Consider the following 19,845-nt stretch of genomic DNA (forward strand, 5'->3'; position numbering starts at 1 on the left):
AGGGAAGGGCTTGTTCGATGCCGGCGCGGTCACGGGCGTGAAGAGTGACGGTGCGCAGTGGAGCGGGACGGTGCGGGAGGGGAAGCGTGTTTTCAAAGTATCTGTGAAGGTGCTGTCGCCGACCAACCTGGAGGCGCGCTGCGCGTGCCCCGACAACCAATCGACCGGTGCGGTGTGCGCCCACGCGGTGGCCTCCGGTCTGGCCGCCCTGGGCGGCACTCCTGTCGCTGCTCAGCAGCCCACGGCATCCAGAGCTGCCGTGGCAACAGCGGCTGTTGCGCGTGCCGCCGCTCCGCCTGCGGCAGCCCCGGCGGTGGTGGCGTTCTCCATCGGCCTGCCGGTGAACTGGCAGGAATCCCTGAAGAGGGGGAAGCTGGCCGCGGCCCTCACCATGGGAGGGGACATCACCCCGGCGGATGAACGGCTTTCCTCATGGCTGGCCGGGACGGGATTGAAGCCCGCCGCCAATCTCCAGCTCAATCTGGATGGCGCCCTCTGCGAATCCTTTCTCCGCGCTGCCATCGGGCATCCCCGGGTCGCGGTCCGGAAGACGGACACCCGGATCACCATCCAGGAGCCGGGGGCCTATCCCGTCGGCTCACCGGAGAGGGTGGGAGAGTCGGTCTACCTGACGGCGGGGGACGATCTCATCCAGGTGGGCGAGGGGTGGTTCCGGATTTCCGAAAGTGAGATCGCGCCAGTGGGTCCGGCTGTCTCTCCAATTTGGTTGAAACAACTGTTGGTGCGTCTCGGGCGGGATCGGAACATCCGCATTCCTCTCAGGGATTTCCTCCGCGAGATCGGGCAGTGGCAGGAGTGGATCGGGTTCTCGCCAGTTCCGTGGTTGGATGACATCCACTTCGTCCCCGCCGATCATGTGATCGAGATGAAAATCGACGGCACCCTCCAACGGTTGGAGGCGACGGTCGGTGTCAGGTATGGGACTTCTCCCGCCGTTCCGCTGGGGCTTGGCGAAGTGGCTGCATTGCCAAAGTTGGAAGGGGACCGATGCCAAGTGCGGGACTGGTCGTCCGAAAAGCTGGCCGCCAGCCAGCTCACTGCATTTGGATTTGAATCGGTTGATTCAAGCGCATGGATCCTGAAGGGGGAGGACGCGGTCATCCGCTTCCTGTCGAAGAGTCTTCCGGATGTTGAAACGGGGTGGAAGATCACGGAAAGCGATCGCTTCAAAGTGACAAGAAAGCAAGTGGCCGTCATCGAGCCGAAGATCAAGATCCTCGGCTCAGGAGATGATTGGCTGAGGTTTGATTTTTCGTTTCAATCGAATGATGGTCGTTCTTTCACGGCGGCGGACATCCGCCAACTCCTCGTTTCAAAGCGCGGAAATGGCGCGCAGAAAGTGGTCATTTCAGACGATGCTTCAAGCATGATCGAACCGCTGTTCGCCGAGCTGGATATTATCCGCCAAGAAGCGAATGGATTCACCGCTTCCAAACGGGCCGGGGAGGTGATCCGGAAATTGTGTGAAAAATTACACAATTCGAATTCCTCCAGTGGTTTTCATGAAATAAATACCAGCAAGAGCTTCCCAGCGATCAAAGCTTCGTTGCGGGAGTATCAAACATATGGCGCAAGCTGGTTGATCGACCGTGTTTCAAACTACGGTGGCGCCCTTCTTGCAGATGATATGGGCTTGGGTAAGACTATCCAAGCAATCGCTTGCATCGAACGATTGATCTGGCAATCCGAAGGGCCGGTGGTGATCGTCGCCACCGCCTCCTTGTTGGGTAACTGGCAGGCCGAGCTGCGCAAGTTTGCACCTCATCTTCCGGTCAGGCTACTCCATGGAACTGGCAGGGAAGCCGAGCAACGCGCCGTCAGATCCGGAGAGGTTTTGCTCACCACCTACGGAACATTGCCGAGGGATCTCGTCTGGTATTTGAAACAGAAATTCGCTGCCATCGTGGTCGATGAGGCGAGCTTGATGAGGAATCCGGACACGGATCACGCGAAGGCGATCAGCCGGTTGAATGCGGATGCCCGGATCGCCCTGACGGGAACTCCTGTGGAGAACGGAGTGAGGGATCTTTGGTCCATCTTCCGTTTCATCCAGCCCGACTGGTTGGGCAAACGGGAGGATTTCAAACAGCGGTATGAGCTCGCTGCGGACGATCCCAAGGTCCTTGAGCGCCTCCGTCTGAAGATCTCTCCGTTCATGCTTCGCCGGACCAAGGAAGAGGTCGCACCCGAGCTGCCATCCAAGATCTTCATCGAGGAATACTGTGACCTCACCGCCGACCAGCAAGGCGTCTATCGGGAGTTGCTCGCCGAAGGCCGGAGGAAGGTGGAAGAGATGGAGGATGCCAAGAACGCCGGTGCAGCCAGGATGCGGATGCTGACGGTGCTGCTGCGTCTCAGGCAGGCCAGTTGTGACCTGGCTCTGTTTGAAAATGAGAAATTCAAACGCCTGTCTGTCACCCGCCGCTCGGCAAAATTGCAACGCCTGTTGGAACTGGTTTCAGAAGCGGTTTCGGGGAATCACAAAATACTAGTGTTCAGCCAATTTCAGAAGCAATTACGGGAAATTGAGAACAGCCTGAATGAGGCCGGAATCGGCTCCCTGCGGCTCGATGGCCAGACCAGAAACCGTCAGGAACTGGTTGATACGTTCCAGTCTGCGGATGGCCCGCCGGTGTTTCTGATCAGCCTCAAGGCGGGCGGCTACGGACTCAATCTCACCGCCGCGGACATCGTCATCCACTTCGATCCATGGTGGAATCCGGCGGCGGAAGCCCAGGCCACGGACCGGGCGCACCGGATCGGCCAGACCCGGCCAGTGATCATCTACCGCCTCATTGCCCGTGGGACGGTGGAGGAGAAGGTGGTGAGCATGCAGGAAAAGAAACGGAAAGTTGCCGTCGCCATCGACGACGCGGGTGGCGGGGATGCCGCCGGCTGGAGCGAAGCGGAACTGATGGGGCTGCTGGAGGGATGAATCTCCAGGGACAAGGTGCTGGCCGTCCGGATCCCCCGGTGAAAATGGCTGGAAAACTTCGGCGGTCTTGACCAATCCGGGGCCGGATTCTAGGTCTTTCCAATGACACCGCTTTACGAGGGGAAGGCCAAGCGCCTCTGGGCCACGGAGAATCCGCACACGCTGCGGATGGAGTTCAAGAACGACGCCACCGCCTTCAACGGCGAGAAGAAGGCGCAGTTCGAAAACAAGGGCCGCCTCAACAACGCCATCAGCACCCTGATCTACGGATTTCTCGAAAAGGAAGGCGTGCCGACGCACTTCGTCCGCCAGATCGACGAAACGAACGTCGAGGTGAAAAAGGTCGAGATCCTGATGGTGGAGGTCATCGTCCGGAATCTGGCCGCGGGCAGTTTCTGCAAGCGCACGGGCATCGCCGAAGGAAAGGTTTTCTCACAACCGATCATCGAGTTCTCCTACAAGAGCGATGAGCTGGGTGACCCGCTCATCAATGACGATTACATCCGCGAAATGGGTCTCGCCTCCCCGGAAGATCTGGCGTTCCTGCGGACCGCCGCCCTGAAGGTGAACGGCATCCTCATCGACTTCTTCGCCAAGGCGGGCCTGAAGCTGGTGGATTTCAAACTCGAGTTCGGACGCCTGCAGGAAGATCCATCCGTGATCGTGCTGGCGGACGAGATCAGCCCCGACGGCTGCCGTCTGTGGGACCTGAAGACCGGTGAGAAGATGGACAAGGACCGCTTCCGCCGCGACCTCGGCGGAGTGATGGAAGCCTATGAGGAAGTCCTCGGCCGTCTGCAGAAGCAGGCCTGATCTTTGCGACACCTTCCAAGGAAAGCGGGCCGGGAGCATTCATCCCCGCCCGCTTTTTGTTGCCCTGCCGGGGTATCTATCAATGGGCGATCCCCGCGCAACGTGGCGGCACCACCCCATCATGATATAGCGATCCCATCTCCGGCTTTTGTTTCGGTCGCCGGGCATCGGGTGATTTAACATTTTTTGTCTGGAACCATTTGATTCCATAGGGTTCGCGGCTACTGTTAGGTGGGCTGGTGGTAAAGCCGGTCCGTAACCCACCGACGGGCCATGTTTGGAGCCATTGTCAGATTCTTCAAAGGGGATCCGAACCCCGAGCGCCAGGACCGGCCGTTGCATGACGGTTCCCGCCTGAAGCTGGGCCTTGCGCTTTCATCAGGTGGCGCACGTGGATTGGCACATGTGGGTGTGCTGCAGGTTCTGGAGGAAAACGGCATCGAGGTTCATGCCATCGCCGGTTCCTCGATGGGGGCCTATGTGGGGTCCCTGTGGGCGGCCGGATTTTCCGGTGAGAAGCTGGGTGAGCTGGCCGCTGAAATGCAGGACCGCCGGACGTTGTGGCGGCTCGCGGATCCCATCGTGCCGCCCGTCAAAGGTCTGTTCCGCGGGCTGAAGGCAAAGGCCCATCTGGAGCGGTCGCTCGAAGACTTGAAGTTCGAGAATCTCGAACGCGAGCTGTTCGTGGTCACCCTGGACATCAATACCAAGGAGCGCGTGGTGATCAGCAAGGGCAGGATCAGCGATGCCGTCCATGCGTCCTGTGCCATGCCCGGCATCATCGCGCCGGTGCTGCTGGATGGCAGGCTCTGTGTCGATGGTGGAGTGGTGGACCCGGTGCCGGTGGGGGTTCTGAAGAAATACGCCCACGTGGACCGGATTCTGGCCGTCTCCGTCATCCCGACGTTCCAGGATGTGGAGGAGGGGGCCTGCAAGAGCGAACATGAGGAACCACGCTCCATCTTCCGCAGGATGATGAGGGGGATGAACCAGCACATGAACCTCATGGCTCCGGGGAATGCCATCGACACCTTCCGCCAGAGCATCCGTGCCGCGCAGATCCGCATCGCGCATGACTCGGTGAAGGGAGCCGACCTCTGCCTGCGGCCGCAGCATTTCTATGCCCCATGGCATGACTATTCGAATTTCACCCGCTTCATCGAAGCCGGGCGCAAGGTGGCGACGGACAACCTGGACGCCATCCGTGCCTTGCTGAAGGAAGACCCTCAAACCCATGAAGACGAAAACCACAACATGGTGGGAGAACGCGTCGCATGATGAGATCTCACACCGCCAGGATGCGATGCTGCGCCGCTTCCTCAGGGAGCGTGTCGTCCCGTTCACCGCACACTACGGAAAGATGTTCCGTGAGCTGGGGCTGGATGCCGCTGACATACGCGGCACCGCGGATCTGGTGAAGCTGCCTTTCACCTCCAAGAAGGATCTCGGGACACCGAAGGACTTTGTCATCATCCCCGATGAGAAGGTGCTGAAGCACCAGTGGAGCACACTGAAACTCGCGGTCACCCACGGCCCGAACGGTGCGAAGGAGTATCTGGAAAGGGAACTCCGCCCCATTTTCCTCACCAGCACCACCGGTCGCTCCGCCGCGCCGGTACCGTTTCTTTATTCCCAACATGACATCGAGCGGCTCACGGAAGGCGGCGTCCGTCTGATGACGCTCTGCCGGTCGGAGCGGTCGTGGCGGCACATCAACGCATTCCCGTTCGCGCCCCACCTTGCGTTCTGGCAGGCCCACTATGCCGGCACGGGTTTCGGGACCTTCATGGTTTCGAGCGGCGGCGGAAAGACGATGGGCACGGAGGGGAATGTGAAGCTCATCGATAAGATCGATCCGGACGCGATCATCGCCATGCCCACCTTCCTCTATCACCTCCTCCAGGAAGGTGCGGCGAATGGGTCACGGTGGAAGAACCTCAAGCGCCTGGTGCTGGGCGGTGAAAAGGTGCCCGCCGGCATGCGCCGGAAACTTAAGGCCCTCTGCGCGGAGATGGGTTCTCCGGAGGTGGCCATCATGTCCACCTATGGCTTCACCGAAGCGAAGATCGCCTGGACGGAGTGCATGCCGCCGGAAGGGGGCGCCCCCAGCGGTTTCCACACCTATCCGGACATGGCCTTTGTCGAGGTGATCGACCCGGACACCGGCGAACGCGTGCCGGACGGCCAGCCCGGGGAGATCGTGGTCACGCCGCTGGATGCGCGCGGCACGGTGGTGCTCCGCTACCGCACCGGCGACCTGATAGAGCATGGCATCACCTATGAGCCATGTCCCTACTGCGGGCGCACCTGCCCGAGGTTGCTCGGAAAGATTTCGCGCGTCTCCGACATCCGCGAACTGGACATCGGCAAGCTCAAGGGAACGCTCGTGGATTTCAACCGCCTGGAAAACCTGCTGGATGACATGGATGGGCTGGGTGCATGGCAGATCGAACTGAGGAAGCGCAACGACGACCCGTTGGAAAGTGATCAGGTCATCGTCCACGCCGTGGCCATGGGTGGCTCCGGGGATTCGCTGAAGGAGGAAATCGGGAAACGGTTCCGGGATGCGACCGAGTTCACCCCAAACGAAATCGTGATCCACGGCTGGGAGGAAATGCGGAAGCTTCAGGGCGTCGGGAAGGAACTGAAGGAAAAGAAAGTGGTCGATCACCGGCCCGCGGACAACTGAACCCATGAAGGACCTCTTCATCATCGCCGGCATCCGCACCCCGTTCATCCGGATGGGGACGGACTTCGACGGCCTGACGGCGGCGGATCTGGGGCGGGATGCCTGTTCCGCGTTGTTGGCCCGCACCGGCATTGATCCCGGCCGTCTGTCGGAGGTGATTTTCGGCTGCGTCGCGCAGCCCTATGACTCGGCGAATGTCGCCCGCATCATCGCGCTGAGGGCCGGGGTGCCACAGCATGTGCCTGCCGCCACCGTCCACCGCAACTGCGCCTCCGGCATGGAGGCGATCACCACCGCCCACCAGCGGATGGCTGCCGGGATGGGGGATCTGTTCCTTGTCGGCGGCGCGGAGAGCATGTCCCAGGTACCGCTGTTCTATCCACACCGCACCGCCGGGAAATTCGGCGCGCTGGCGAAGGCGAAGGGCGTCGGTGGCAAGCTGGGGGCTATCACCGCATTCCGGCCCGCCGACTTCAAGCCGCGCATCGGCCTGCAACTCGGCCTGACGGATCCCTTCAGCGGGATGATCATGGGGGACACCGCCGAGATTCTTGCCCGTGAACATGGCATTTCCCGGGAGATGCAGGATGAGTTCGCGGTCGCATCCCACCTGAAGGCCGCCGCCGCGAGGGAGTGGTTGGATGGGGAAATCGCGCCGGTTTTCGTCGATGGGAAAGCGGTCACCCGCGACAACGGCATCCGTGACGATTCTTCCGTTGGAAAACTGGCGAAACTGAAGCCCATTTTCGACCGCCAGACAGGGACGGTTACCGCAGGGAACAGTTCACAGATCACCGATGGGGCGGTGGCCCTGCTGGTGGGGGATGAGGCAGCCGTGCGGCATACCGGCATCGAGCCACTGGGCCGGCTCGTCTCTTATGCCTACGCGGGTTGCGACCCTGCGCGGATGGGGCTTGGTCCGGTGTCCGCGATTGCCTTGGCAAAGCAGCGGAGCGGCCTTTCTCCGGCGGATGCGGATGTCATCGAGATCAACGAAGCGTTTGCCGCACAGGTGCTGGCGGTGCTGGACCAACTTAAGAACTACGGGGAGCGGGATGAGATCGATGTTGCCCGCATCAACCGCCGCGGAGGCTCCATTGCCCTCGGCCACCCGGTCGGTGCCACCGGCGCGCGGTTGGTGCTCACCGCGCTCCATCAACTCAAAGCCACCGGCGGACGCCGTGCGCTCGCCACTCTCTGTGTGGGCGGGGGGCAAGGTGCCGCACTCTGGTTGGAAAGAACCTGACATCATGCCGAATCTCAAGCTCACCACCCGGGATGACATCGCCACGATCACCTTCGACCGTGAAGGCTCTTCGGCGAACATCTTTGACCGTGCGGCGTTGGAGGAACTCGGCGGACTCATCACGGAGATCTCCACGTATGGTTCGTTGAAAGGCCTCGTGATCCGTTCGGCGAAGCCGTCGATCTTCATCGCCGGAGCGGATCTGAAGACCCTCTCCTCCGCGAAGGGTGAAGAACTGAAGTCGCTCATCGAACTCGGACAGCAAACCTTCAACCGCCTGGCGGATCTGAGGATTCCCACGGTCGCGGCGATCCATGGTGCGTGTGTCGGCGGCGGGTTGGAGCTGGCCTTGGCCTGCGACTGGCGAATCGCCAGCGATTCGAAGAAGACCAAAATCGGCCTGCCGGAGACCCAGCTCGGTATTCTGCCCGCCTGGGGTGGATCCACGCGGTTGCCCCGGCTGGTGGGCCTGCCCACCGCATTGTCGCTCATCCTTTCCGGCAAGCTGCTTGCGGCAAAGGCGGCGAAGCACAAGGGCGTGGTGGATGCGGTGGTGCCGGAGGAAAATCTGGATGCCTTTGCCCTCACCTGGATCTCCCGTGGCAAGCGTAAGGTTGAGAGCCATCGGTTGATTCACAATCCACTCTCCGTCGCGATCATCCGTAAGAAAGCACGGGCGGGCCTGATGGCGAAAACACGCGGCCTATATCCGGGACCGGCGGCCGCGTTGGAGGTGGTGGCGGACTCCGTCGGACGTTCCCGTGAGGAGAGCCTCAGGGCGGAGAGGGATGAAATCATCCGGCTCGCGGGGCTTCCTGAAACCCACCAGTTGATGCGGTTGTTCTTCCTCCAGGAGCGGGCGAAGAAACATCGCCATGTGGAAGCGGAGCCCCGCAAGATCGAGAGCACCGCGGTGATCGGCGCGGGTGTGATGGGTTCCGGCATCGCCTACTGGCTCAGCACGCGTGGCTATCCGGTCCTGTTGCGGGATGTTTCCGCCGAAGCCATCGCGAAAGGCATGGCGGGCATCGGGAAGTTGTATCGTGATGCCGCCTCCCGCCGGGTGCTCACACCAACGGATGCGGCGCGGGGGCTTGACCGCATCCATCCGTCCAGCGTTCCGGTGCCGATGGATCGCTGTGATCTGGTGATCGAGGCTGCGGTCGAGGAACTCGGGATCAAGAAGAAGATCTTCGCGGACCTTTCCTCCCGGGTATCGGCGGACACCTTGCTGGCGACCAACACCTCAGCGCTTCCCATCCATGAACTCGCGGAAGTGATCACGAATCCCGGCCGTTTGCTCGGCCTGCACTTTTTCAACCCCGTCCACCGCATGCAACTGGTGGAGGTGGTGCGCACTCCATCGACCTCCGATGAAACGCTGGCAACGGGTGTCGCCTTTGTCCGCTCGATCGGCAAGCTGCCGGTCGTGGTGAGGGACTCGCCGGGCTTTCTGGTGAACCGCATCCTCATGCCCTATCTGGTGGAGGCCGCGGCGATCTTTGAGCGTGGCGCGGATCCGGAAGCCCTCGACCGGACCATGCTGGACTTCGGCATGCCGATGGGGCCGCTGCGCCTGTTGGATGAAGTCGGGCTGGATGTGGCCATCCACGTCGCGCGGACACTGGCCGCCGCCTATCCGGAGCGGATGAAGGTCCCGGAGATCGCGGCGAAGCTGGTGGAGAAAGGACAACTGGGCAGAAAGTCCGGCAAGGGCTTCTACCTCTACGATGGACGGCGGGAGTTCCCGAATCCCGTCGCGCTGGGCCTGCGTTCCGGAGCCGTCCCGTTGCCTCCAGATACACGCGACCGCCTCGCCGGGCTGATGACGGAGGAAGCACGGCTCTGCCTCAGCGAAGGGGTGGCGGAAACGGCGGACGACATCGACCTGGCGATGGTGATGGGGACCGGCTACGCGCCGTTCCGTGGCGGACCGATGCAATTCAGAAAGGAGGAAACATGAGCTCGATCATCGACACATCAAAGATGTCCGAAGGCCAGCGCGCGGCGTTGGAGATGGCGGAGGCATCACGGGATTCCCGGGAACTCAGCGGCTTCGCCGCATCCCTGTTCGACGGGGCTCCGGAGTTCGGCAGGATCTTTCCGTTCCCGGTGCAGGGCCAGCAGGACAGGGATGAAGGGGATGCCTTCATTTCAAAGATGAAGGCATTCCTAGACACGAAGACGGATCCGGACGCGATCGACCGCGAAGGTGAGATCCCGGATGAAGTACTGGAGGGCCTGGCATCCATGGGTGCCTTCGGCATCAAGATCCCGAAGGAGTATGGCGGGCTGGGACTTTCCCAGACGAACTACTCGCGCACCGCCATGCTGCTGGGCGGCCACTGCGGGAACCTCACCGCGCTGCTGTCCGCCCACCAATCCATCGGTCTGCCGCAACCGTTGCTCATGTTCGGAAATGAGGCGCAGAAAAGGAAATATCTCACCCGCTGTGCGGCGGGATCCATCTCGGCGTTCGCCTTGACGGAGAAAGATGTCGGTTCCGATCCGGCCCGCATGAAGACGGAGGCGAAGCTGTCCTCGGACGGCACCCACTACACTCTGACCGGAGAGAAGCTGTGGTGCACCAACGGCCTCAAGGCGGACGCCATCATCGTGATGGCGCGAACACCTCTGCCTGACAAGCCGCAGGCGACCTCCGCTTTCATCGTGGAGAAGGATTGGCCGGGAGTGGAGATCGTGACCCGCTGCCACTTCATGGGATTGAAGGCCCTCTACAATGGCGTCATCCGCTTCACCGACGTGAAGGTGCCGGTGGAGAATCTGGTGGGGGAGGCGGGCAAGGGTCTCAAGATCGCGCTCACCACCCTCAATACCGGACGCCTCACTTTGCCCGCCGCCTGTGTCGGCCTGCTCAATCGCTGTCTGGAAATGGTGCTGCCATGGTCCCGCGAACGCGAGCAATGGGGCCAGCCGATCGGGAAGCACGCGGCCATCGCCGGCAAGCTTGCCGATCTGGCGGCGGATGCTTTCGCCACGGAATCGCTCGTTCTCTACACATCCGCGCTGGTGGATGCGGATCACTCCGCGGACATCCGCCTGGAGGCGGCGTTGGCGAAGCTGTGGGGCACGGAGGCCGGATGGCGTGGTGCGGATGCGACGCTCCAGATCAAGGGCGGCAGGGGATATGAAACGGCGGACTCGTTGCGCAACCGCGGTGAGGCTCCGGATCCCGTGGAGCGTCTGTTCCGGGACTGCCGCATCAATACCATCTTCGAAGGCTCCACGGAGATCATGCACCTGTTCATCGCCCGTGAGGCGCTGGATCCCCATCTGCGGCGGGGAGCCGCCGCCCTCGATACCCGTAAGCCCATGGGTGAACGCGTGAAGACCGCTCTCAAGGCGGGTATCTTCTACGCCGGATGGTATCCGCTGCGATGGCTCCCCATTCCGGCAGGAGGTGCGGATCTCGGGCCGATACCTTCCCTCAGCCGGAAGCTGGCACGGACGCTGTTCCACTCCATGGCGCGATATGGACCGACGCTGGAGAAACGCCAACTTCTGCTCGGGCGCTTGGTGGACATCGGCGCGGAGCTGTTCGCGATGAGTGTCTCCGTGGCGCGTGCAAGGGTACTGGGAGATGAGGACTCCCGGCGGTTGGCCGGTTACATCATCCGCCGGGGTGAAAGGCGTGTCCGGAATCTCTTCGCAGATATTGGCGGCGCTCCGGATGATGCCGGCTATCGCGTGGCGAAGCGTCTTCTGGAAAAATGATCCGCCGGATCATTCAGCGGAATGGAGAGTGCCACGGCGACCATTCCGCTTCACCTGCCTGGCGGATCCTCACCCAGTAGGTGACTCCCGGCTCGTATGGGACGCTCTTGTCGTCAACAGTCACGGTGGTGGCCGCGGAGGGGACGGGGGCGCTGGATTTCCATACGATTTCCTTTCCATCGGGGTCCTTCGCGATTGCCACCTCCCATGGGGTGTCTCCATCCGACGGGGTTCTGCCGATGGTCACAGGGCGGGCAGCGGTTGCGGGGCCGATCGGCTCGGTGCGGATGACGAAATTGTCGAACCATCTCGACTGGCGTTTTTTGGAGCCGTCATTCCAATGATTCTCCAGGAACACCGCATTGATGGCGTAGTCATCCCAGTGGCCTTGCCAGTTGATGTCATGGCGCGATGCTTCAGGCTTTCCATCCACCCACAGTCGGAAAATGCCGTCCGCCTTGTCGGGGGAGTTCAGGCGCACGTGGGACTCCACACACACCCAACGTCCGGACTCCGCACTGCTGAAGACGGGAATACTGCCGTGGCGGTTGCCCAGCCACTTCAGATTGGCGAAGTCATTGTAGCGTGTGGTAACCGGGGTGCTGTCGACGATGCCGGTTGCAGGATCGATGCACAAGGAGTTGTCCTTTCCTCCCCATACATGGGCGATGAGGCCCTGTCTCCAGTCCGGACCCATCAGGCAGGTGGTCCGTCCGAACTTGGCGGGATTCCCCTCCCAGCCTGCTTCGTGTTTCACATAAACGCGCCAATAGATCTCCCGGAATGTCTCATCTTTCCTCAAGCCCCGCCTACCTGCCGGAGTCCGGCCGAAGAAGACCTTGAGGCTGCCGTTCTCAATCTGGCCCTTTTCGAAAACAGCGATCATGCCACCGCCGCGCAAGCCGCCATCCGGGGAATGGGTGAAACCCTGCGGATTTCCTTTCTGATGTTCCACATAGCCGGGATTTCCGGCAGGAGGCACATCAAATTCATCCCGGAAGATGACGGAGCGGTCGTCCGCGGAGAATGATTCCGGAGAGGTGGCGACGGAAAGGACCCGTAGGGTCGATCCCGCCAGATGCATGGACATGCCAAAGGACAAGAGCGCCCACATGACGGAATTTCTCATTTCATCACATGGTGGGAAAATTCCTGTGGTTGGAAATGAAAATCAGTCGATGTCCGGAACGGCGGCTTGGAAGGCCGGGCCCTTATTCGGAGAACTCGTAGCTGAAGTCGCCGCCCGTCACCTTGATGGCGACGGAGTTGATCTCGCTTCCGGCATGGAGCGCTTCCAGCAGCTTGCGGCTGATCTCCGGCAGCATGGCGGAGGCCTGTTCCTTCTGGATGCGCTGCTGGTGGCCGTAGCTCCATCCCGCGAACGCACCGCCTCCCAGACCAGCGGCGGCGGCCAAGGCCAAGGCCAAGAGTGGAAGCGATGCGGGGTTGACGGAGTTGCCGCGTATGGTCTGTCTCTGACAGATCATCTTCACAGGCCAATTTCCTTGCCGCATCAGGTAATTTTTCCTGTGCTTGGAAGATGAAAAATGGAGCCGGCTAACGGACTCGAACCGTTGACCTACTGATTACAAATCAGTTGCTCTACCAACTGAGCTAAGCCGGCCTCTGATGCCGCGCTTCGGTCAGCGCGGGCGGCGCATGCTTGTCACAGGGAGAGGCTGCTTGGCAATGGGATTTTCATGGGATGATGGATCGCTCAAGTCCGGAGTTTTTTCCGGATCGGATCATTTTTGCCCCAGCCGCGTTTCTCGCTTGTGGAAGGGACACATGCCCGGGTGTGATGAGGGGGCGATGGCTTACCTCGACGAAAATTTCCTCCTTCATTCCAATACCGCCCGACGCCTTTTCCATGAGATCGCGAAGGACCAGCCGATCATCGACTACCACTGCCACCTTTCGCCACGAGAGATCGCCACCAACCACCGGTGGAAGGACATCGCGGAAATCTGGCTGGGCGGTGACCACTACAAGTGGCGGCTGCTGCGTGCCAATGGCATCGATGAAAGCCTGATCTCCGGCGACAGCTCGCCGCGGGAGAAGTTCCAGGCATTCGCGCAGACGGTTCCCTACACGCTGCGGAACCCCATGCACCACTGGACGCACCTGGAACTCCAGCGTTACTTCGGCATCCACAAGCTGCTCTCCCCGGAGACGGCGGACGAGATCTGGGAAAAGACGAACGAGAAGCTCCAGGAAGCCGACTTCTCCACCCATGGCATCCTGAAGAAATTCGACGTGCGCGTGGTGGGTACCACGGACGATCCGGCGGATCCGCTCGATGACCACCTCGCCATCGCGGAGTCGGGCATCAGGACAAAGGTGGTGCCGACCTTCCGCCCGGACAAGGCGTGGCTGGTGGACCGCCCGGACCTGCTCAATCCATGGCTGGGAAAACTGGAAGCCACGGCCGGCATCTCGATCACCTCGCTTTCCGATCTGCTGGCCGCGTTCCAGAAACGCCATGACGACTTCCACGCCGCCGGTGCCCGGCTTTCCGACCATGGCCTCGACCGCTGCCCGGCGCTTCCCTGCACGGACGCGGAGGCTGCCGCTATTTTTGACAATGCCCGTGCGGGCAGGGCGGCCACTCCGGAGGAAAAGGAAAAGTTCTCCTTCTACCTGATGGTGTTCTTCGGCCAGCTTGATGCGGCGAAGGGCTGGACGAAGCAGCTCCACCTGGGTGCGTTCCGGAACACGAATTCCCGCATGTTCGCGAAGCTCGGTCCGGACAGCGGATATGACACCATCGGCGACTATGACCAGGGCCGCGCCCTCGTCGTCTATCTGGACGCCCTCGCGAAGCTGGATGCGCTGCCGAAGGTCATCCTCTACAATCTCAACCCGCGGGACAACTACCTGCTCGCCGCCATGACCGGCGCCTTCCAGGACGGAACCGTGGCCGGGAAGATCCAGTTCGGCTCCGGCTGGTGGTTCCTCGACCAGAAGGACGGCATGGAGCTGCAGCTCGACGCGTTGTCCCAGACCGGCCTGCTTTCCCGCTTCGTCGGCATGCTCACGGATTCGCGCTCGTTCCTGTCCTTCCCCCGGCACGAATACTTCCGCAGAATCCTCTGCAACCTCATCGGCGGTGAGGCGGAACGCGGCGAGCTGCCGGATGACTTCGGCATGCTGTCGAAGCTCGTCGGTGATGTCTGCTTCCACAACGCGAACCGTTACTTCGAATTCAACGTCTGAAACAAAACTCCCGAAACCCCCGTTCTAAACCGGAACCATGCGTACCACACTCTTCAATCTCTTCCTGCTTTCCTCCTCCGTCTTCGCCGCACCTGTCTTCATCGGCACGGGTGCCGATGGCATCTACCTGACGGATTTCGACGCCGCCACGGGCAAGCTTTCCGAACCGAAGCTCGCAGCCGAATACAAGGGCCCCGGCTGGATCGAGTTCCACCCATCAAAGCCGGTGCTCTACGCGGCGGGCAGTCCGAAACAGGAGTTCCCCGACAAGACCGGAGCCATCGCCGCATTCAAGATCGGCGCTGGAAACTCCCTGGAGTTCATCAGCGAAACTTCGAGCGGCGGCAAGGGTCCGTGCCACCTGGCGCTGGATGCCACCGGCAGCACGCTCGCCGTGGCGAACTACAATGACGGCACGACCGCCACCATCCGCCTTGGTGAGGACGGCTCATTCGCAAAGATCGCCACCACCATCATCGCGGCGGGCAGCGGCCCGACCGACCGCCAGAAGGGACCGCATGCCCACGGCGTGTATTTCGACAAATCGAACGCGTTCCTTTTCATGCCGGACCTCGGGATCGACAAGGTGCTGGTCTACAAGCACGACCCGAAGACTTCGGAGATCACCGTCTCGGAACCCCTCGGCACCAAGCCCGGTGCCGGACCGCGCCACCTCGCTTTTTCACCTGACGAGAAGCACGCCTACATCATCAACGAGCTGGACAGCACCGTCCTGGTGGCCAGCCACGACGGAAAGGGAGGCCTGAAGGAAATCCAGACTGTGCCGACGCTGCCAGCGGACTTCACCGAAAGGAGCACCACTTCGGAGATCGAGGTCCACCCGAACGGCAAGTTCGTCTATGGCTCGAACCGCGGCCACGACTCCATCGTCGTGTATGCGCGTGACACGGAGACCGGCAAGCTGACCTTCGTCCAGCACGCCCCGTGCGGTGGCAAGACCCCGCGCCATTTCAAGATCGACCCATCCGGCAAGTGGATGCTCGTCGGCCATCAGGCCAGCGACACCATCAGCGTGCTGCCGCTGGACACCGCCACCGGCAAGCTCGGTGAGCCGGCCAGCACCGTCTCCGCGCCGAAGCCGATCTGCTTGCTCTTCGGCAAGTGATCCGTCTCCTCCAAAAAACCCATGAAAACGCTGCTCCTCGGATTGTTCCTCATTCCGGCACTCCTTCACGCGAAGGAACCGTCGTCGCTCAACGGCATGACCAAGCCGGAGGTGAAGATCGTCCGGGAGTGGAAGTCCGACGACGGCAAGTCCCTCCAGGCGGAGCTGCTCGAATACTCGGAGACGGAGATCAAGGTCAACACGGCCAGGAACTTCAAGATCGTCAGGATCCCGATGGAGCGGCTCTCCCAGGAGGACCGCGACTTCGTCATGGCGATGGTGAAGAAGAACTCGCTCGACTACAGCCTCACCGACGGGAAGTTCGCCTCCCAGATGGTGGAAGGGGAGTTCACGAAGAACGTCTCCGAAAAGGGCCTGAAATACCAGATCAAGGGGAACCCCAAGTGGGACGGTAAGAAGCGCTATCCGCTCATGATCTGGCTTCACGGGGCAGGGCAGAGCGGTGACGACAACACCTCCCAGTCCGCCGGGTCCCCCCGGCAGCTCTACAATGAGGAGGCGCAGAAAAAGCAGCCGTTCTTCATGCTCATGCCGCAGTGCCCGGACCGTGCGATCGGCTGGAAAAATGAAGTGGCGGACAACCTGATGGCCCTGGTCACCGATCTCACGGACAACCTCCCCATCGACAAGGACCGGATCTACCTGACCGGCTCCAGCATGGGTGGGGCCGGTACTTGGGGGATGATCGCCAAATGGCCGGAGGTTTTCGCCTGTGCGGTGCCACTGTGCGGGGGCGGGGATGCCTCGAAGGCGGAAACCATGAAGGGCGTTCCCATCTGGATCTTCCACGGCGACAAGGATGACTCGGTGCCGGTCGAGGCTTCGCGCAAGATGTTCGCCGCCATGCAGGGCGTGAAGGGGAATGTCCAATACACCGAACTGCCCGGAGCCGGCCACATCATCACGGACCAAGTTTACAGCAAGCCGGAGCTGGGAGAGTGGATTTTCGCCCAGAAACGGGTGCCTGCCACGACCAAAAAGCGCTGACAGGGGAGTGGATTCCCTCCATTTTCCAAAATATGGGGATCTTGGCCGGATGATGCCAGAGCCATCTCATTTCGGAGGTTCCACCGGAAATTTGAAGAGGATACCACTGATTGCACTGATTTACTGATTCAGAATTGGACCATAGAGCCGCAAGAATGAGTGGCGATCCATTCACACTCTCTCTCCAAATCAGTGAATCAGTGCAATTTGGCTCAGTCTTCAGACGCTGGTTCGCCCATCTCCGCTGCGCTCCGATTGTGGTTATCCACCTGCTTTCCTCCCAGCAGCGTTCGAAATGAGGTGGCCTTGCGGATGATGACGGGATTGCTGGACAAACGCGGAACCCCGTGGCATCCATCCGCCCCCAATGTCCGAGTTGCCGAAAGCCTATGAACCGCAGGCGGTGGAAGCCAAATGGTACGCCGCCTGGATCGACGGAAAATGCTTCGAGGCCGATCCTTCCTCCGGGAAGGACGGTTATTCGATCGTCATTCCGCCGCCGAATGTCACCGGCATCCTGCACCTCGGCCACGTCCTGAACAACTCCCTGCAGGACATCCTCGCCCGCCGTGCCCGCCAGAACGGGAAGGAAGTGCTCTGGCTCCCGGGGACGGACCACGCCGGCATCGCCACCCAGGCGAAGGTGGAGCGGGAACTGCGCGAAAAGGAGGGCAAAACCCGCCGCGACCTGGGCCGGGAGCCGTTCCTGGAACGGGTTTGGGATTTCAAGAACAAGCACGGCGACATCATCATCAACCAGCTCAAGCGGCTGGGCTGTTCCTGTGACTGGAGCCGCGAGCGTTTCACGATGGATGAAGCCTACACCAAGTGGGTGAGCCATGTGTTCGTGGAGCTTTTCAAGGACGGTGCCATCTACCGCGGCAAGCGCATGGTGAACTGGTGCCCGGTTTCCCTCACCGCCCTCTCCGATGAGGAGGTGATCATGAAGCCGCAGCGGTCGAAGCTGTATTTCATGAAATACGCCGTCTCCGGCTCGGATGGCGAATACCTCGAAATTTCCACCACCCGCCCCGAAACCCTGATGGGGGACACCGCGGTGGCGGTGAATCCGAAGGACCCGCGCTTCGCGAAATACATCGGCCTCAATGTCATCCGGCCGTTCCCGCTGGCAGAGATCCCGATCATCGCGGACGAGCACGTGGACATGGAGTTCGGCACGGGTGCGCTGAAGATCACCCCCGCGCATGACAAGGCGGACTTCGAGATCGGCCAGCGCCACAATCTGGAGATCATCGACATCCTGACCCCGGACGCGCACATCAACTGCCCGGAGGTGCCTGAACTGCACGGCTTGGACCGCTTCGTCGCCCGCAAGCGCGCCGCCGCGAAGCTGGACGAGATGGGCCTGCTCATCAAGGTGGAGGAATACGACAACAACGTCGGCTTCTCCGAGCGCGCCGATGTGCCGATCGAGCCGCGCATTTCCATGCAGTGGTTCCTGAAATACCCCTGCGTGCATGAGGCGTCCGAGGCCGTGGCCAACGGCGACATCGTATTCCGTCCGGAACGCTGGGCGAAGACCTATGCCCACTGGATGGAGAACCTGCAGGACTGGTGCATCAGCCGCCAGCTCTGGTGGGGCCACCAGATCCCGGTGTGGTACCGCAAGGACAAGCTGGAGGCTCTCAAGAACGCGGAATCGCTCGATATGTCGGACTTCTCCTCGGGAGACATCCACGTCGGCGTGGAGGCTCCCGCCGATGCGGACAACTGGCAGCGGGACGAGGACGTGATGGACACCTGGTTCTCCTCATGGCTGTGGCCGTTCGCCACCATGGCGGATGTGGGCGAGGAATCGGACACGCTCAAGAAGTTCTACCCGACCGACGACCTCGTGACCGGCCCGGACATCATTTTCTTCTGGGTCGCCCGGATGATCATGGCTGGCTTCAAGTTCACCGGCGCGCTGCCGTTCCGGAACGTGTATTTCACCGCCATCATCCGCGACCTCCAGGGGCGCAAGATGTCGAAATCCCTGGGCAACTCGCCGGACCCCATCGACCTGATGGAGAAATACGGTGCCGACGGACTGCGGTTCGGCCTCATGCGCATCGCTCCGGTTGGTTCGGACGTGCGTTTCGACGAGACCTCGATCGAGGAAGGCCGGAACTTCGCCAACAAGCTCTACAATGCCTGCCGTTTCCGCCAGATGGCGGGAGAGGAAGTGCAACTGCTGGAGACCTACACGGACCTGCCCGTCTATCACATGGACGTGATGGCGAAGCTGGACGAACTGACCGCCGATCTGGCCGCGCTCTACGCGGACTACCGTTTCGGTGAGATCGCCCAGCGGCTTTACGAATTCCTCTGGGCGGAGTTCTGCGATCGCTTCCTGGAGGCGGTGAAGCTGGACCTACGGGAAACCGCGACGCCTGCCGAAAGGGCTGCCACGCTCGGCACCTTCGATGCGGTGATGAGCCGTTTCCTCCAACTCCTGCACCCCTACATGCCGCACGTGACGGAGGAGCTGTCCAGCCGCATGGGCTACATTTCCGCCGGGGAATACCTGATGCAGAAAGTCCTGCCGGAGGAGCCGTTGCTCGCGCTCGTCCACGTGGAGAGCATCGACGGGGCGAAAAAAGTCGCCGCAGATGTCTATGAAGCCGCTGCCCGCATCCGCAACCTGAAGGCGGAATACAAGATGGGCTCGCGGAAGGACATCCGCTTCATCGTGAAGCTGGCTCCGGAGTGGGTTGCCGCCGAGACGAAGATCCTGGCGCTGCTGGCCGGGGCAGGGGAGATCGTGCTCGATTCCTCCTATGAGGCTCCGAAAGGAACGCCCGCATCCCTCACGCCGGTGGGGGAGGTCTATATGCCGCTGGAAGGCCTCATCGACGTGGAAGCGGAGCGCATCCGCATCACCAAGGAGATCGAGAAGACCGAACAGGAAGTGCGGAAGGCCGAAGGAAAGCTGGGCAACGCGAGCTTCGTGGACCGTGCTCCGCCGGAAGTGGTGGAGCAGGAGAAAGAGCGTCTCGCGGACTGGAAAGGAAAGCTCCAGCAACTGCGGGATATGCTTTCGGCATTGGGATGAC

Annotated in this window: 14 protein-coding genes and 1 tRNA gene; 11 read left to right on the forward strand and 4 right to left on the reverse strand. The window is 61.4% G+C overall.

The features are described 5' to 3' along the window. Positions 1–231 precede the first annotated feature (231 nt). Positions 232–480, reverse strand: a complete 249-nt coding sequence (locus KF712_02740) for a hypothetical protein (protein MBX3739883.1) — start codon at positions 478–480, stop codon at positions 232–234. A gap of 406 nt (positions 481–886) precedes the next feature. Between KF712_02740 and KF712_02745 the strand changes: the two genes are divergently transcribed. From KF712_02745 to KF712_02775, 7 genes are all read left to right on the forward strand, one after another. Beyond that, entirely contained in the window at positions 887–2,956 is a 2,070-nt protein-coding gene (locus KF712_02745; GenBank protein MBX3739884.1) for a DEAD/DEAH box helicase family protein, read from the forward strand. A gap of 102 nt (positions 2,957–3,058) precedes the next feature. After that, positions 3,059–3,769, forward strand: a complete 711-nt coding sequence (locus KF712_02750) for a phosphoribosylaminoimidazolesuccinocarboxamide synthase (protein MBX3739885.1) — start codon at positions 3,059–3,061, stop codon at positions 3,767–3,769. 273 nt (positions 3,770–4,042) lie between these two features. Further along, positions 4,043–5,047, forward strand: a complete 1,005-nt coding sequence (locus tag KF712_02755; protein MBX3739886.1) for a patatin-like phospholipase family protein — start codon at positions 4,043–4,045, stop codon at positions 5,045–5,047. Positions 5,048–5,072: 25 nt separating this feature from the next. Further along, entirely contained in the window at positions 5,073–6,458 is a 1,386-nt protein-coding gene (locus tag KF712_02760) for an AMP-binding protein (GenBank protein ID MBX3739887.1), read from the forward strand. A 4-nt stretch (positions 6,459–6,462) separates the two neighbouring features. Continuing rightward, positions 6,463–7,704 carry a thiolase family protein gene (locus tag KF712_02765; GenBank protein ID MBX3739888.1) on the forward strand — a complete coding sequence of 414 codons (1,242 nt, stop codon included), beginning with the start codon at positions 6,463–6,465 and terminating at the stop codon, positions 7,702–7,704. Positions 7,705–7,708: 4 nt separating this feature from the next. Then, positions 7,709–9,667, forward strand: coding sequence for an enoyl-CoA hydratase/isomerase family protein (locus KF712_02770; protein ID MBX3739889.1), 1,959 nt, complete (start codon positions 7,709–7,711; stop codon positions 9,665–9,667). Continuing rightward, positions 9,664–11,439: an acyl-CoA dehydrogenase family protein gene (locus KF712_02775; GenBank protein MBX3739890.1), complete on the forward strand. Its 1,776-nt coding sequence runs from the start codon at positions 9,664–9,666 to the stop codon at positions 11,437–11,439. Before KF712_02770 ends, KF712_02775 begins: the two co-directional genes overlap by 4 nt. A 13-nt stretch (positions 11,440–11,452) precedes the next feature. Here KF712_02775 and KF712_02780 read toward each other — a convergent pair whose 3' ends face one another. The 3 genes from KF712_02780 to KF712_02790 all read right to left on the reverse strand — a co-directional run bounded on the left by KF712_02780 (position 11,453) and on the right by KF712_02790 (position 13,063). Further along, positions 11,453–12,568 carry a hypothetical protein gene (locus KF712_02780; protein ID MBX3739891.1) on the reverse strand — a complete coding sequence of 372 codons (1,116 nt, stop codon included), beginning with the start codon at positions 12,566–12,568 and terminating at the stop codon, positions 11,453–11,455. 82 nt (positions 12,569–12,650) lie between these two features. Further along, entirely contained in the window at positions 12,651–12,866 is a 216-nt protein-coding gene (locus KF712_02785) for a hypothetical protein (protein MBX3739892.1), read from the reverse strand. Between the two features lie 121 nt (positions 12,867–12,987). Then, positions 12,988–13,063: transfer RNA gene (locus KF712_02790), tRNA-Thr, on the reverse strand. Between the two features lie 188 nt (positions 13,064–13,251). On the opposite strand from KF712_02790, the gene uxaC reads away from it, so the two are divergent. The 4 genes from uxaC (at position 13,252) to KF712_02810 (ending at position 19,844) form a co-directional block, all read left to right on the forward strand. Continuing rightward, a complete protein-coding gene (uxaC, locus tag KF712_02795) occupies positions 13,252–14,655 on the forward strand; it encodes a glucuronate isomerase (GenBank protein ID MBX3739893.1) in 1,404 nt (467 codons plus the stop codon). A gap of 37 nt (positions 14,656–14,692) precedes the next feature. Next, positions 14,693–15,781 (forward strand): lactonase family protein, encoded by a 1,089-nt coding sequence (locus tag KF712_02800; protein ID MBX3739894.1) that lies wholly within the window; start codon positions 14,693–14,695, stop codon positions 15,779–15,781. Between the two features lie 21 nt (positions 15,782–15,802). Beyond that, on the forward strand, positions 15,803–16,789 hold the full coding sequence (locus tag KF712_02805) for a prolyl oligopeptidase family serine peptidase (protein MBX3739895.1): 987 nt from the start codon (positions 15,803–15,805) through the stop codon (positions 16,787–16,789). Positions 16,790–17,156: 367 nt separating this feature from the next. Further along, positions 17,157–19,844 carry a valine--tRNA ligase gene (locus tag KF712_02810; GenBank protein ID MBX3739896.1) on the forward strand — a complete coding sequence of 896 codons (2,688 nt, stop codon included), beginning with the start codon at positions 17,157–17,159 and terminating at the stop codon, positions 19,842–19,844. The last annotated feature ends 1 nt before the right edge of the window (position 19,845 follow it).

It is taken from the genome of Akkermansiaceae bacterium (genome assembly GCA_019634595.1).
Classification (GTDB): domain Bacteria; phylum Verrucomicrobiota; class Verrucomicrobiia; order Verrucomicrobiales; family Akkermansiaceae; genus Luteolibacter.

Coding starts and splice junctions, on each gene's coding strand:
- KF712_02805 (MBX3739895.1), top strand. CDS start 15,803: ATGAAAACGCTGCTCCTCGGATTGTTCCTCATTCCGGCACTCCTTCAC.
- KF712_02780 (MBX3739891.1), bottom strand. CDS start 12,568: ATGAGAAATTCCGTCATGTGGGCGCTCTTGTCCTTTGGCATGTCCATG.
- KF712_02770 (MBX3739889.1), top strand. CDS start 7,709: ATGCCGAATCTCAAGCTCACCACCCGGGATGACATCGCCACGATCACC.
- KF712_02755 (MBX3739886.1), top strand. CDS start 4,043: ATGTTTGGAGCCATTGTCAGATTCTTCAAAGGGGATCCGAACCCCGAG.
- KF712_02745 (MBX3739884.1), top strand. CDS start 887: ATGAAAATCGACGGCACCCTCCAACGGTTGGAGGCGACGGTCGGTGTC.
- KF712_02800 (MBX3739894.1), top strand. CDS start 14,693: ATGCGTACCACACTCTTCAATCTCTTCCTGCTTTCCTCCTCCGTCTTC.
- KF712_02760 (MBX3739887.1), top strand. CDS start 5,073: ATGCTGCGCCGCTTCCTCAGGGAGCGTGTCGTCCCGTTCACCGCACAC.
- KF712_02750 (MBX3739885.1), top strand. CDS start 3,059: ATGACACCGCTTTACGAGGGGAAGGCCAAGCGCCTCTGGGCCACGGAG.
- uxaC (MBX3739893.1), top strand. CDS start 13,252: ATGGCTTACCTCGACGAAAATTTCCTCCTTCATTCCAATACCGCCCGA.
- KF712_02775 (MBX3739890.1), top strand. CDS start 9,664: ATGAGCTCGATCATCGACACATCAAAGATGTCCGAAGGCCAGCGCGCG.
- KF712_02810 (MBX3739896.1), top strand. CDS start 17,157: ATGTCCGAGTTGCCGAAAGCCTATGAACCGCAGGCGGTGGAAGCCAAA.
- KF712_02765 (MBX3739888.1), top strand. CDS start 6,463: ATGAAGGACCTCTTCATCATCGCCGGCATCCGCACCCCGTTCATCCGG.